Source organism: Solwaraspora sp. WMMD937, from assembly GCF_029581175.1.
In the GTDB taxonomy this organism is placed as follows: domain Bacteria; phylum Actinomycetota; class Actinomycetes; order Mycobacteriales; family Micromonosporaceae; genus Micromonospora_E.
In genome coordinates, this window is record NZ_CP120738.1 from 592,392 (window position 1) to 605,534 (window position 13,143).

At 72.5% G+C, this 13,143-nt stretch carries 12 protein-coding genes; 2 read left to right on the forward strand and 10 right to left on the reverse strand.

Annotated elements, in window-relative coordinates; translation table 11 throughout:
* Positions 1-60 precede the first annotated feature (60 nt).
* The 9 genes from O7621_RS02685 to O7621_RS02725 all read right to left on the reverse strand — a co-directional run bounded on the left by O7621_RS02685 (position 61) and on the right by O7621_RS02725 (position 9,001).
* Positions 61-411: an Lsr2 family protein gene (locus O7621_RS02685; RefSeq protein WP_123603817.1), complete on the reverse strand. Its 351-nt coding sequence runs from the start codon at positions 409-411 to the stop codon at positions 61-63.
* Between the two features lie 109 nt (positions 412-520).
* Positions 521-1,975, reverse strand: coding sequence for a lysine--tRNA ligase (gene lysS, locus O7621_RS02690; protein WP_282234427.1), 1,455 nt, complete (start codon positions 1,973-1,975; stop codon positions 521-523).
* A 170-nt stretch (positions 1,976-2,145) separates the two neighbouring features.
* Entirely contained in the window at positions 2,146-2,904 is a 759-nt protein-coding gene (locus O7621_RS02695; RefSeq protein ID WP_282232582.1) for a type III pantothenate kinase, read from the reverse strand.
* Between the two features lie 16 nt (positions 2,905-2,920).
* Entirely contained in the window at positions 2,921-3,868 is a 948-nt protein-coding gene (nadC, locus tag O7621_RS02700) for a carboxylating nicotinate-nucleotide diphosphorylase (protein ID WP_282232583.1), read from the reverse strand.
* Positions 3,853-5,547 (reverse strand): L-aspartate oxidase, encoded by a 1,695-nt coding sequence (locus tag O7621_RS02705; protein ID WP_282232584.1) that lies wholly within the window; start codon positions 5,545-5,547, stop codon positions 3,853-3,855. The genes nadC and O7621_RS02705 overlap by 16 nt, the downstream gene beginning before the upstream one ends.
* Positions 5,548-5,653: 106 nt before the next feature.
* Positions 5,654-6,559: a septum formation family protein gene (locus O7621_RS02710; protein WP_282232585.1), complete on the reverse strand. Its 906-nt coding sequence runs from the start codon at positions 6,557-6,559 to the stop codon at positions 5,654-5,656.
* Positions 6,560-6,669: 110 nt separating this feature from the next.
* Positions 6,670-7,116 (reverse strand): aspartate 1-decarboxylase, encoded by a 447-nt coding sequence (gene panD / locus O7621_RS02715; protein WP_282232586.1) that lies wholly within the window; start codon positions 7,114-7,116, stop codon positions 6,670-6,672.
* Complete coding sequence (panC, locus tag O7621_RS02720) at positions 7,116-8,021, reverse strand: pantoate--beta-alanine ligase (protein WP_282234428.1); 906 nt, start codon at positions 8,019-8,021, stop codon at positions 7,116-7,118. Before panC ends, panD begins: the two co-directional genes overlap by 1 nt.
* 23 nt (positions 8,022-8,044) lie before the next feature.
* Positions 8,045-9,001: a Rossmann-like and DUF2520 domain-containing protein gene (locus O7621_RS02725; protein ID WP_282232587.1), complete on the reverse strand. Its 957-nt coding sequence runs from the start codon at positions 8,999-9,001 to the stop codon at positions 8,045-8,047.
* Positions 9,002-9,116: 115 nt separating this feature from the next.
* On the opposite strand from O7621_RS02725, the gene O7621_RS02730 reads away from it, so the two are divergent.
* Together O7621_RS02730 and O7621_RS02735 are read left to right on the forward strand one after the other, a co-directional pair.
* Entirely contained in the window at positions 9,117-10,148 is a 1,032-nt protein-coding gene (locus tag O7621_RS02730; RefSeq protein ID WP_282234429.1) for an SAM-dependent methyltransferase, read from the forward strand.
* 55 nt (positions 10,149-10,203) lie between these two features.
* Positions 10,204-11,385, forward strand: a complete 1,182-nt coding sequence (locus tag O7621_RS02735) for an NADH-quinone oxidoreductase subunit D (RefSeq protein ID WP_282232588.1) — start codon at positions 10,204-10,206, stop codon at positions 11,383-11,385.
* Between the two features lie 7 nt (positions 11,386-11,392).
* On the opposite strand, the gene O7621_RS02740 is transcribed toward O7621_RS02735, so the two are convergent.
* Complete coding sequence (locus O7621_RS02740; RefSeq protein WP_282232589.1) at positions 11,393-13,072, reverse strand: hypothetical protein; 1,680 nt, start codon at positions 13,070-13,072, stop codon at positions 11,393-11,395.
* Between the last annotated feature and the right edge of the window lie 71 nt (positions 13,073-13,143).

Genomic DNA, 13,143 nt, shown 5'->3' on the forward strand with positions numbered 1-13,143 from the left:
TCGTGTCACTGGCCCCGACCGGCCGACGAGGGCTGATCAGTAGCGGCACACCTGGGACGATCAGCGCCCGGCTTTGGCGTGGTACTCGTCCACGATCTCCTGCGGGATGCGCCCGCGGTCGGAGATCTCCTTGCCTTCCTTCTTCGCCCAGGCCCGGATCGCCCGGTTCTGCTCACGGTCGGCGGCGGCACCGCCCCGACCGCGCGCGGCCCGACCACCTACGACCACGCCACCGCGGCCGATCTTGGTACCAGCAGCCACGTACGGAGCGAAAACCTGCCGCAATTTGTCCGCGTTCTTCTCCGAGAGGTCGATCTCGTACTGGACGCCGTCGAGGGCGAACTTGACGGTCTCGTCGGCGTCGCCGCCGTCCAGATCGTCGACCAGCTTGTGAATGATCTGCTTGGCCACAGGCCGTTGTCCTTCCGAGCACGTTCTCCCGCAATCAAGAGCACAATAGCCCGAAAGATGCGCCAGCCGTCAATAGGACGCGCAAACTCCCCGAAAAAAACTTGGCCGACTACTCCGGACGGACCAGAGGGAAGAGGATGGTTTCGCGAATACCCAGGCCGGTCAGGGCCATGAGCAACCGGTCGATTCCCATTCCCATGCCCCCGGCCGGCGGCATTCCGTACTCCATGGCCCGGAGGAAGTCCTCGTCGAGGCGCATCGCCTCCGGGTCACCGCCGGCGGCCAGCCGCGCCTGAGCCACCAGCCGCTCCCGCTGCACCACCGGGTCGACCAGCTCGCTGTACGCGGTCGCCAGCTCGACCCCGCGCACATAGAGGTCCCACTTCTCGGCCAGCCCCGGCTCGGCGCGGTGCGCCCGGGTCAGTGGGCTGGTCTCCACCGGGTAGTCCCGCACGAAGGTCGGCTGGAGCAGAGTCGGCACGACCAATTCCTCGAAGAGTTCCTCCGCCAGCTTGCCCGGACCCCACTTCGGGTCCACAGCGACATCGAACTTCTCGGCGTAACGCAGCAACTGCGCTCGGTCGGTCCGTACTGTGACTTCCTCGCCGAGAGCTTCTGACAACACTCCGTACAGAGTCACCGTACGCCACTGGCCACCAAGGTCGAACTCCGACCCGTCGGCGTGGGTGACCACATGTGACCCACTGATCGCGCTTGCACACTCCTGTACCAGATCCTGGGTCAGCCGTGCCATGGTGTCGTAGTCCCCGTACGCCTCGTAGGTCTCCAACATGGCGAACTCGGGCGAGTGCGAGGAGTCAACCCCCTCATTGCGGAAGTTCCGGTTAATTTCGAACACCCGGTCGATGCCGCCGACCACACAGCGCTTGAGGAATAGCTCGGGAGCGATTCGCAGATACAGATCAACATCAAGAGCGTTGCTGTGCGTGACGAACGGCCGGGCCGCCGCGCCGCCGTGGAGCACCTGCAGCATCGGCGTCTCCACCTCGGTGAACCCCCGCTGGTGGAACGAGTCGCGCAGGGTACGCAGCACGGTCGCCCGGGTCCGCACGGTCCGGCGGGCCTCCGGGCGGACGATCAAATCGACGTACCGCTGCCGAACCCGGGCCTCCTCGCTCAGCGGCTTGTGCGCCACCGGCAGCGGACGCAGCGCCTTGGCGGTGATCTGCCACGAGTCGGCGAGCACCGAGAGCTCACCCCGACGGCTGGTGATCACCTCGCCGGCAACCCCCACGTGGTCGCCGATGTCGACCAGCCGCTTCCAGTCCTCCAGCCGCTCGGCACCGACCCGGTCCCGGGACAGCATCACCTGCAACTCGGTCCCGTCACCCTCACGCAGAGTGGCGAAACAGAGCTTACCGGTGTTCCGGACGAAGATCACCCGGCCGGTGACCGCCGCCTGCTCGCCGGTGGCGGTGTCGGTCGGCAGGTCACCGAAGCGCTCCCGCAGCTGCGCCAGCGAGGTGGTCCGGGGGAACCCGACCGGATAGGGCTCCATGCCCTGGGCCAGCAGCCGGTCCCGCTTCTCCCGGCGCACCCGCATCTGCTCGGGCAGATCCGCTGCGGAATCGTCGGGAACGGTCACGTGCTCGGTCACGGTGGACATCCTCAACACAGGGGGTACGGACAACGGTGCGACCTCGTGGTCACGGTCCGGCCACGAGCGTACTCAACCAGGGTTCTGTGACGCAGCTGACAAGGCCGCGGCGGGGATCAGGTGTTCCGCTCGTACACCATCCGCAGGCCGATAAGGGTGATCATCGGTTCGTGGTGGGTGATGGTGCGACACTCACCGATCACCACCGGAGCCAGTCCGCCCGTCGCGATAACCGCACTGAGCTGCCCCAACTCCGCCGCCATCCGCTCCACGATGCGGTCCACCTGGCCGGCGAAACCGAAGTACATGCCGGACTGCAGGCACTCTACGGTGTTCTTACCGATCACCGACCGGGGCCGAGTCGGCTCGACCTTGCGCAGCTGGGCGGCGCGGGCCGACAACGCGTCGAAGGATATCTCGATGCCGGGAGCGAACGCCCCGCCAAGGAACTCACCCCGGGCGCTGATCACGTCGAAGTTGGTGGTAGTGCCAAAATCGACGACGATCGACGGGCCACCGTACAAGGTGTGCGCGGCCAGCGTGTTGACCACCCGGTCCGAGCCGACCTCCTTGGGGTTGTCGATCGCCAACTGCACCCCGGTGCGCACCCCTGGCTCCACGATCACGCTGGGAATGTCGCCGTAGTAGCGGCCGAGCATCGTCCGCAACGAACGCAACGCCGCCGGTACGGTCGAGCAGGCGGCCACCCCGGTGAGCTCCACCGAGTCCCCGGCGAGCAGCCCGCGGAACTTCAGGCCGAGCTCGTCGGCGGTCGACCGGGCGTCGGTCTTGATCCGCCACGAGTGCACCAGCTTGTCCCCGTTGAACGTGGCCAGCACCGTATTGGTGTTACCGATGTCGATGCACAGCAGCATGTCGTCCCCTCGACGGTCAACCGGCAGTCCGGCCGGCATCGGCCGACACGCCCGTACCGGCCGACGCGCCAGCACCGGCCGGTCGCAGATCCAACGCGATGTCCATGATCGGCGAGGAGTGGGTCAACGCCCCGACCGACAGGTAGTCCACCCCGGTTCGCGCATACCGGACCGCATTGGCCAGGGTCAACCCGCCGGTGGCCTCCAACTCGACCCGGTCACCCACCTCAGCGACGACCGCGCTCAGCAGCTCCGGCGGCATGTTGTCGCAGAGCAGGAACGACGCCCCGGCCTCGACCGCCTCGACCGCCTCGGCCAATGTGGTCACCTCGACCTCCACCGGTACGCCGGGAAAGGCCTCGCGCACCCGGCGGTACGCGGCGCCCACCCCGCCAGCGGCCAGCTTGTGGTTGTCCTTGACCATCGCCACGTCGTACAGACCCATCCGCTTGTTGCCGCCACCGCCGACCCGGACCGCGTACTTCTCCAGCAGCCGCAGCCCGGGGGTGGTCTTGCGGGTGTCCAGCACGGTCGCCTTCGACCCGGCGAGGGCGTCCGCCCAGGCCCGGGTGTGGGTGGCCACCCCGGAGAGCCGGCTGATCAGGTTGAGCGCGGTCCGCTCGCCGGTGAGCAGGGTGCGGACCGGGCCGGTCAGCGTGGCCAGCACCGTACCGGCCGGTACCCGGTCACCGTCGCAGCGGTGCAGCCGCACCTCGACCGGCGTACCTGCCGACGGCACCGCGTCGAACACGGCGGCGACCAGCGGCAGGCCGGCCACCACCCCGGCGGAGCGGGCCACCAGTTCGGCGGTACCGAGCTGCCCCGGATCGATGGTGGCCGCCGACGTCACGTCCAGCCGGTCCGGGCCGAGATCCTCGGCCAACGCGGTCGTCACCACCCGGTGGACCACGTCCGGATCCAGACCGCAGGCCAGCGACGCGGCGACGGTCACCTCGCTACGCATGACGGCTCCCAGGTGAGAGTGGGCTGCCCGACCGGGCCGAGCGCGCTGACCAGATGCCCCAGCCAACTCTCGGCTGCCGACGGGAAATCGTCACGCCAGTGACAACCCCGGGTCTCCTGCCGGGCGTACGCCGCCGCCACCAACGCGGTGGCGACGGTGACCAGGTTAGTCGCCTCCCATCCGGCGGTGCCCGGCGTGCCCCGGCCACCGGCGAGCCGGCGCAGCTCGGCGGCGGTGCCGTCGAGCGTCGTGGCGGAACGCAGCACCCCGGCGCCCCGGCTCATCGCCCGTTGCAGCGGCCGCCGGGCCCGCTCCGGCAGCAACCAGCCGTCGGCCTGGTCAGCCGCCCGGCCGGTGCCGGCCGGCTCCAGCTGCGGCGGCAGGTCGCGGGTGATGTCCCGGGCGATCCGCCGGGCGAAGACCAGGCCCTCCAGCAGCGAGTTGCTGGCCAGCCGATTGGCGCCGTGCACCCCGGTGCAGGCCACCTCGCCGCAGGCGTACAGGCCGGCAATGGTGGTGCGGCCGTGCAGATCGGTGCGGACGCCGCCGGACGCGTAGTGGGCGGCCGGTGCCACCGGGATCAGCTCCTCGGCGGGGTCGATCCCGATGGCCCGGCAGGACGCCACGATCGTCGGGAAGCGCCGGGCCAGGAACTCGCCGCCCAGATGCCGGGCGTCGAGCTGCACATGGTCGACGTCGACCGCCGACATCACCCGGTGGATGCCCTTGGCGACCACGTCGCGTGGTGCCAGCTCGGCGAGCTCGTGCTGGCCGAGCATGAACCGCTTGCCGTCGGGGTCGAGCAGCAGCGCGCCCTCGCCACGCAGCGCCTCGGACACCAGCGGCTGCTGGCCGCTGCCGCCGACGGCGCCCGGCACCACCAGGGCCGTCGGATGGAACTGGACGAACTCCAGATCGGCCACTGCCGCGCCGGCCCGCAACGCCAGCGCCACCCCGTCGCCGGTGGAGACCGCCGGATTGGTGGTGGTGGCGAAGATCTGCCCCATCCCGCCGGTGGCCAGCACCACCGCGCGGGCCAGGATCGCGCCCACCCCGTCCGGGGAGCCCTCGCCGAGCACGTGCAGCGTGACCCCGCAGGCCCGGGCCGGCTCCCCGTCGGCGGCCGGCGCGGCGCGCAGCAGGTCGACCACCAGGGCGTGCTCGACCAGCCGGATCCACGGGTCCCGACGGACCGCGGCGTGCAACGCCCGCTGCACCTCGGCGCCGGTAGCGTCACCGCCGGCATGCACGATCCGGTTGGCCCGGTGACCGCCCTCCCGGGTGAGCAGCAGCACACCGTCGGCGTCCCGGTCGAACTCGGCGCCGACCCGGATCAGCTCCCGGATCCTGGCCGGTCCCTCCTCGACCAGCACCCGGACCGCGTCCGGGTCGCAGAGCCCCACCCCGGCCGTCTCGGTGTCCTGCGCGTGCGCGGCCGGGGTGTCCAGCGGGTCCAGCACGGCGGCGATCCCGCCCTGTGCCCACCGGGTCGACCCGTCGTCGATGTTGACCTTCGTCACGACGGTGACGTGCAGCCCGGCTTCCCGCAGATAGAGCGCGGCAGTCAGACCGGCGATACCGGAGCCGACGACCACCACGTCGGTGGTCTCCGCCCAGCCGGGGTCCGGCGCGGCGAGCCGGCCGGGCAGCTCGGGCAGGTCCGGGATACGCAGTCGCATGGGCAGAGTCAACCGCGTCGGCCCCGGTGGCGGGCCGCCGGGGCGGACGGATGTGTGCCGGTGCACCCGGGTGGGCGCCCGGCGGCGGCCGTCACGAGGCCGGCCACTACTCGTACTGGATGGGCAGGCCCTCGGTGCCGGCGTCCTTGAGTGACCGCTCGACGTTGCGTTCGTCGAGCCACAGGTAGCAGCGGACGCCCCGGTTGCCGGCCGCCCACTCGGCGGCACCGCCCGGCAGCGAGATCACCCCGGTACGGAACTGCAGGTTGCCGTCGAGCGGTACGTCCGCGTACCGGCCGATCACCTTGCGGCACTCGGTGTGGAACTGGGCCCAGTCCCGGTCCCGGGTCGGATACTCGATGTCCGGCGCCTGCCAGACCCCGGCGAACTCCGCGTTGTGCGGCTCGTCGCACTCCGCGGCCGGCATGGTGTCGATCGCGCCGTTGTCGTCGTTGCGGACCGCGTAGCAGGTCAGGTGCAGCGGCGACGGCTCGGCCAGCGCGTCCCGCAGGCTCGCGGTGCGCGACGCCGTACCGCCGTTGTCCTCGACGTTGGTCACCTCGGTGACGTCGCAGCGAAACCAGCGGGCGCCGCCTTCCCAGGCTGCCGGGGACGGCACCGCCACCCCCACCCAGAGCCGGCCGAGCCGCCAGTCGGCACCGACGTACTCGCTGGTCGCGGAGTCGCACTCGGCGTACGCGACGCGGATTTCGGGCGAGCCCTGCGCCGGCGGCGCGGTCGCCTCCGCCGCCGCGGCGCCGAACGTGCCGACGTGCACCGTCTCCACCCGGTGCGGGGCCGCGCAGTCGACCGGGCTGTACGACGACAGGTAGGCGGTCTCGGCGAAGTCCCCCGGGTGGCAGACCTCGGCCGGCGGCACGAACGGGCTCGGCTCGGGGATCGGCTGCCAGCTGTTGGTCAGCTCACCGTCCACCCCGGCGGGCAGGCCACACCCGGTCAGGCCGAGCGCAAGCGCTCCACCGACCGCGACAGCGGCGGTCCATCGGCGCATCGAGTCCCTCCCACGGGCTGGCTGGCAGGCGGTCCGGACCGCCGAGCATACGACACCTTCGGGTGACCGTACGGTTACCGCCCGACTTACGGTCGGCAACCGTCACCACGCTAAGGCCTGCCGGCAACCACCGGCCAGCCGGCGGCGGTGTCGCCACGGACCGGGTCGCCCACCACACCGGCGGGTGCCCCGGCCGGGTCGGCGTCGAGCTGGATCACCCGGTTGGCGGCGTCGACGTGCACCACCCGGGGCTGGTATGCACGGGCCTCGGCGTCGGTGAACTGCCCATACGCGATCAGGATCACCAGGTCACCGGGGTGCACCAGGTGAGCGGCGGCCCCGTTGATGCCGATCACCCCACTGCCCCGGGCCCCTTCGATCACGTACGTCTCCAGCCGGGCGCCGTTTGTCACGTCGACGATCGCCACCTGTTCGCCGGGCAGCAGGTCGGCCGCGTCCAGCAGGTCGGCGTCGATGGTGACCGAGCCGACGTAGTGCAGATCGGCCTGGGTCACCGTGGCCCGGTGGATCTTGGACTTGAGCATGGTGCGCAGCATCAGGATCCTTCCGATCGGGAGCCGGCCAGCTCCACCGGGGCGTTGTCGATCAACCGGGTGTCACCGACCCGGGCGGCGATCAGCAGCCGGGCCGGGCCGGGCACCGCCGGCCCCAGCTCGGGGTCGGTCAGCGCCAGGTAGTCGAGCTCGGCGGCGCCGCCGGTGTGCCGGTCGAAGGCGGCCCGGCCGGCGGCCAGCACCTCGTCGGCGGGGACGCCCGCCGTCGCCGCGTCCATGCCGGCCCGCAGTGCCCCGGCCAGCCCCAGCGCCACCTGCCGCTGCCGGGGCGACAGGTAGCGGTTGCGGCTGGACCGGGCCAGCCCGTCCGACTCCCGGACGGTCGGCACTCCGACGATGGCCACCGGTAGGTCCAGGTCGCGCACCATCCGCCGGACCAGGGTCAGCTGCTGGTAGTCCTTCTCCCCGAAGAAGGCCAGGTCGGGCCGGGTGATCTGGAGCAACTTCAGCACCACGGTGAGCACGCCGTGGAAGAAGCCCGGGCGGCTCGCCCCCTCCAGGACCTCCCCCACCGGCCCGGGGTTGATCCGAACCTGCGGCGCACCGTCCGGGTAGATCTCGTCCCGGCCCGGCGCGAAGACCGCCCGGACCCCGGCCCGCCGGCACACCTCCAGGTCGTCGTCGATGGTGCGCGGGTACCGGTCGAAATCCTCGGTCGGCCCGAACTGCAGCGGGTTGACGAAGATCGTGGCGATCACGTGGTCGGCGCGGGCCGCCGCCGCACGCAGCAGGGCGGCGTGCCCGTCGTGCAGGGCGCCCATCGTCATCACCACCGCCACCGAGCCGGACCAGCCGACGCGCAGCGCGGCGAGTTCGGCGCGGGTCCAGACGACCTGCAGCCCGGCCGGCGCGGTCGGGGTGATCGGCGCGGTCGAGGCCTGGTTCATCGCACTCGTCGGACCCGCCGTACTCATCGGACCCGCTCCCGACGTCGGCGCGACGTGGCGGCCGGCTCCCGGCCGGCCAGCACGTCGAGCAGCGGCACCGCGGCGGCGGCCGGCAGCCGGCCGGCGGCGATCGCCCGGTCCGCGGTACGCCGGGCCAACGCCAGATAGCTGGGCAGGCTTTCCGCGGCGGTGTCGGCCAGCCGGTCCAGGTGCCGGGCCACGGTGCCGGCGTCGCCGCGCGACACCGGCCCGGTCAGCGCGGCGTCGCCGCGCGCCAGGGCGTTGTCCAGGGCGGCGCGCAGCAGCGGCGCGAGCACTCGGGCAGGGTCGGTGACCCCGGCGTCGCGCAGCCGGTCGCCGGCCTCGTTGACCAGGGTGACCAGATGGTTCGCGCCGTGTGCCAGGGCGGCGTGGTAGAGCACCCGGTCCGGCTCGGCGACCCACTCGACGGTGCCGTCCAACGCCGCCACCAGGCGGGTGGCCAACGGCCGCAGCGACCGGTCTGCGGTCACCCCGTAGCTGATTCCGGGCAACCGGTCCAGGTCGCCGCGCTCGCCGGTGAAGGTCATCGCCGGGTGCAGCGCCAGCGGGGCGGCGCCGACCGCCGCGGCCGGGGACAGCACGGCGAGACCGTGTGACCCCGAGGTGTGTGCCACGACCTGGCCGCGCCGCAGCGCGCCGGCCGTCACCAGGTCGGTCACCACGGTCGGCAGCACGTCGTCGGGCACCGCGAGGATCAGCAGTTCGGCGGCGTCGGCGACGTCGGCCGCCGGCCGGGGCTGGACGCCGGGCAACAGCCGGCGGATCCGGTCCCGGCTGGCCGGGCTGGCGCCGGAGACCGCGGTGATTCGATGGCCGGCGGCGGTCAGGGCGGCGGCGAGCACCGCGCCGACCCGGCCGGCGCCCACGACCCCGACAGCAGGGTCGGTAACCCGGGCGGCGGGAACGTCCGCCGCCGCCGGGCGCGCCGATGCGCTCATGATGTGATCCAGTCCTCGAACGGGGGTACCGGTCGATGCCAGTATGCGCCGGGGCAACGGGCCGGAAACAACGGTGTGTGAAAACCTTCACCCGCTGGTCTAGGGTGGCCCGGTGCTGACCTGGCGGGAGGCCATCTCCACCGCGCTGTACGGGCCGAAGGGCTTCTATGTGACCGGCAGCACCCCGGTGCCCGCCGCGCACTTCTCGACCAGCGCCCAGACCGGTACGCCGTTCGCCCGGGCGGTGCTGCGGCTGCTGGGTCAGGTCGACAGCCTGCTCGGCCACCCGGACCCGGTCGACCTGGTCGACGTCGGAGCCGGCGGTGGTGAGCTGCTCGGCGCCGTACACCGGCTGCTCACCGACCCGCCGGGTGCCTTCGCCGACACACCTGGAACGCTCGCCGACCGGATCCGGTTGACCGGCGTCGACCCGGCGCCCCGGCCGGCCGGCCTGCCCGAACCGGTCCGATGGCGGGCCGCACCGCCGACGGGAACCGCCGGGCTGCTCGTCGCCACCGAGTGGCTGGACAACGTACCGCTCGATCTGGCCGTCCGCGACGGTGACCGGCTTCGCTGTCTGCTGGTCGACCCGGCGACCGGCCGGCAGCACCCCGGCCGGGAACTCGGCGCCGCCGACTCCGCCTGGCTGGCCCGCTGGTGGCCGCCGCTGCCGGACGGGGCGCAGGCTGAGATCGGTCGCCCCCGCGACGAGGCCTGGGCCGCGGCGGTACGGACCCTGCGCAGGGGCGTCGCCGTGGCAGTCGACTACGGCCACCAGTACGCCGACCGCCCGGTCACCGGCACCCTGACCGGTTTCCGGGCCGGCCGTCCGGTGGCCCCGGTCCCCGACGGCTCCTGCGACCTCACCGCCCACGTGGCGATCGACGCGGTCGCCGCCGCCGGATCGGCGGCCGCTGGCGGGGCCGGCCACCTGCTGTGCCGGCAGCGGGACGCGCTGCACCGACTCGGGGTGCACGGCCGCCGACCGCCGCTGGCCCTGGCCGGCACCGACCCGCGTGGCTATCTGGCAGCGCTGGCCGCCGCCGGCACGGCCGCCGAACTCACCGACCCGGATGGGCTGGGCGGGCACTGGTGGCTGGTCCAACCCGTCGGGCTGGCCGTCGACGCCGAATCCGTGCTGGTCTGAAACCCGAATCCCCGCTGGGCGTGTGGCGGGGAGCCGGCGTGCGACGATGGCCGGCATGGACACCGACACCGGTTCGCCGCCCCCGGCCGGGTCGGCCGACGGACTCCGCCAGCTGACCGTCGGCACCGGCGCCGGGCTGGACACCGCCGACATGGTGCTCAACATCGGCCCGCAGCACCCGTCCACGCACGGCGTACTCCGGCTCAAGCTGGTCCTCGACGGCGAGCGGGTGGTCTCCTGCGAGCCGGTGATCGGCTACATGCACCGTGGCGCCGAGAAGCTGTTCGAGGTTCGCGACTACCGGCAGATCATCATGCTGGCCAACCGGCACGACTGGCTGTCCGCGTTCGCCAACGAGCTGGGGGTGGCGCTCGCCGTCGAACGGATGATGGGCATCGAGGTGCCGGAGCGGGCCACCTGGCTGCGGACCGCGCTGGCCGAACTGAACCGGGTGCTCAACCACCTGATGTTCCTCGGCTCGTATCCACTGGAGATCGGCGCGCTCACCCCGGTGTTCTACTCGTTCCGGGAGCGGGAGACGCTGCAGGCCGTGCTGGAGGAGGTCTCGGGCGGCCGGATGCACTACATGTTCAACCGGGTGGGCGGCCTCAAGGAGGAGGTGCCGGCCGGCTGGACCCGCCGGGCCCGGGAGGCGATCGGCCAGGTCGAGGCCCGGATGCCCGATCTGGACCGGCTGATCCGACGCAACGAGATCTTCCTCGCCCGTACGGTCGGGGTCGGGGTGCTCGACGCGGCGACGGCCGCCGCGTTCGGCGCCTCCGGACCGGTCGCCCGGGCCAGCGGCCTGGACCTGGACCTGCGCCGCGACGAGCCGTACCTCGCCTACGGTGAACTGGACGTGCCGGTGGTCACCCGCCGGGCCGGCGACTGCCACGCCCGGTTCGAGGTGCTGCTCGACCAGGTGTACGCCTCACTCGACCTGGCCCGCCGCTGTCTGGACCGGGTCGACCGGCAGAGCGGGCCGGTCAACGTACGGCTGCCGAAGGTGGTCAAGGCACCCGAGGGCCACACCTACGCGTGGACCGAGAACCCGCTCGGGGTCAACGGCTACTATCTCGTCTCCCGGGGGGAAAAGACCCCGTGGCGGCTCAAGCTGCGGACTGCCTCCTACGCCAACGTGCAGGCGTTGGCGACGCTGATCCCTGGCAGCCTGGTGCCGGATCTGGTGGCGATCCTCGGTTCGATGTTCTTCGTGGTCGGTGACATCGACAAGTGACGCCGGCCTACCGCCAGCGGCGGTCGTCGGGGAAGTCGACATCGTCACGGTAGCGGCCGCGGCCGTCGTCGTCACGGTACCGCCGGCCACCGTCGTCCGGGTCCCGGTAGCGCCGGCCCGGAGCACCGTCGTCGTAGTCGCGGTACCGGCGGCCCGGCTCGTCGTCGTAGTCGCGGTACCGGCGGCCGGCGGTGCCCTCCTCCGCGTACCGGCGGGGCGGTTCGTCGTCGCGGTAGCGCCGGCCGGCCGCTTCGTCGCGGTAGCGCCGGCCCGGGTCCGCGGGTTCTTCGTCCCGGTACCGACGGGGCGGGTCGTCGTCGCGGTACCGGCGCGGCGGGTCGTCGTCGCGGAACCGCCGACCGACGTCGTCCTCCTCGTCCCGGTACCGGCGACTGCGCCGGACCGGCTCGTCGTCGCGTGGATCGCGGGCCGGCGACGACCAGGCCGGGGGCGACTCGGCGCCGCTGCCGGCCGGCAACGCCGGTAGCGCCGCACGCCGGCCGGTTCCGCTGGTCCCCGGGCCGTCCGGCGGGTCAACCATCCGCTGGTCCCACCGGGCGTCCCGCCACGGCGGCTCGTCCGCGACCCGGTCATCGCCCGGGCCCGGCAGGTCGCCCCGGTCCTGCGGGAACCGGCCGTTACGGGCACCGGCTCCGGACCGGGCCGGCGGGTAGTCGTCGTCGCGGGCCGGCGGCCACCGCTCGGCCGGCGACCCGGTGCTGAAGCCGTCGGCCCGCCCGACGTCCCACCGGTCGACGGGTCGGTCGCCGTACCGTTGCTCGGCGCTGTCGTCCCGGTCGCCGCTCCACGACCAGCGCTCCTCCGGCTGGTCGCGCAGCCGACGTTCGGTCCACGACTCCTCGTCCGGCTCGGCGGAACGCCGCCCACGGGCCGCCGGTGCGGACCACTCACCGTCGATGGACTCGCCGCCCCGGCCGCCGTACCGGGTCCCGCCGTACACCGTGCCGGCGGATTCGTCGTCGGCCCGTGGGTCGACAACCTGCCGGGTGCTCACCTGGACGGTCTCCGGCTGCCGGACGACGCCGTTCGGGCCCTGCTGGCGGGGCAGTACGGTGCCGCTGACCGCCGGGACCGAGGCCCGGCCGGCCTGGCCGCCCGAGCCGTACTGACCTGCGGAGCCGTACTGGCCGCCGTTGTACTGGCCGCCGTAGCCGGCAGCCCCGGTCGGGCCGGAAGCCGGCACCGCCGCCGGTACGGCGGACGCCGGAGCAGCCTGATCGAACCGGTCGTAGCCGGCGCGGTCACCGCCCGGCTGTTCCCGGGCCGGTTCACTGCGGGCGATCTCGGTACGGACCACGTCCAGTTGGCCGCGAAGAGCCTCGACGTCGTCCTGAACCACCTGCATTTTCTCGCCGAAGGCACGGTGCGTCGCTCGGACGGCGGTGGAAATGTCGTTGCGCACGTCCTCACGGAGCACGTCCATTTCCTCGACGAGCGCATCCTCCATGTCGGCGCGCATAGTTTCCACGCCGCCACGCAATGTGATTGACAATCCGATCAACACCACGGACGCGATAGCGATCACCATCGCCAGCCGCAACGAGCCGTCGCCGTCGCCAAGCAGCAGCAAAAGCGCAGCCAGCGGCGCCAAGCCCAGGCCACCCCAGGTAAGCCACTTGAGCGGAACCGTGCGGCGCGGCTCCTCTTCGGCCTCGGGAGCGGACATGGCTGTGGAGCCTACCGACATCTACAGATCAACGGAACGGGTACCGCCTGCTGTCCGAGAAGGTAGGCTCC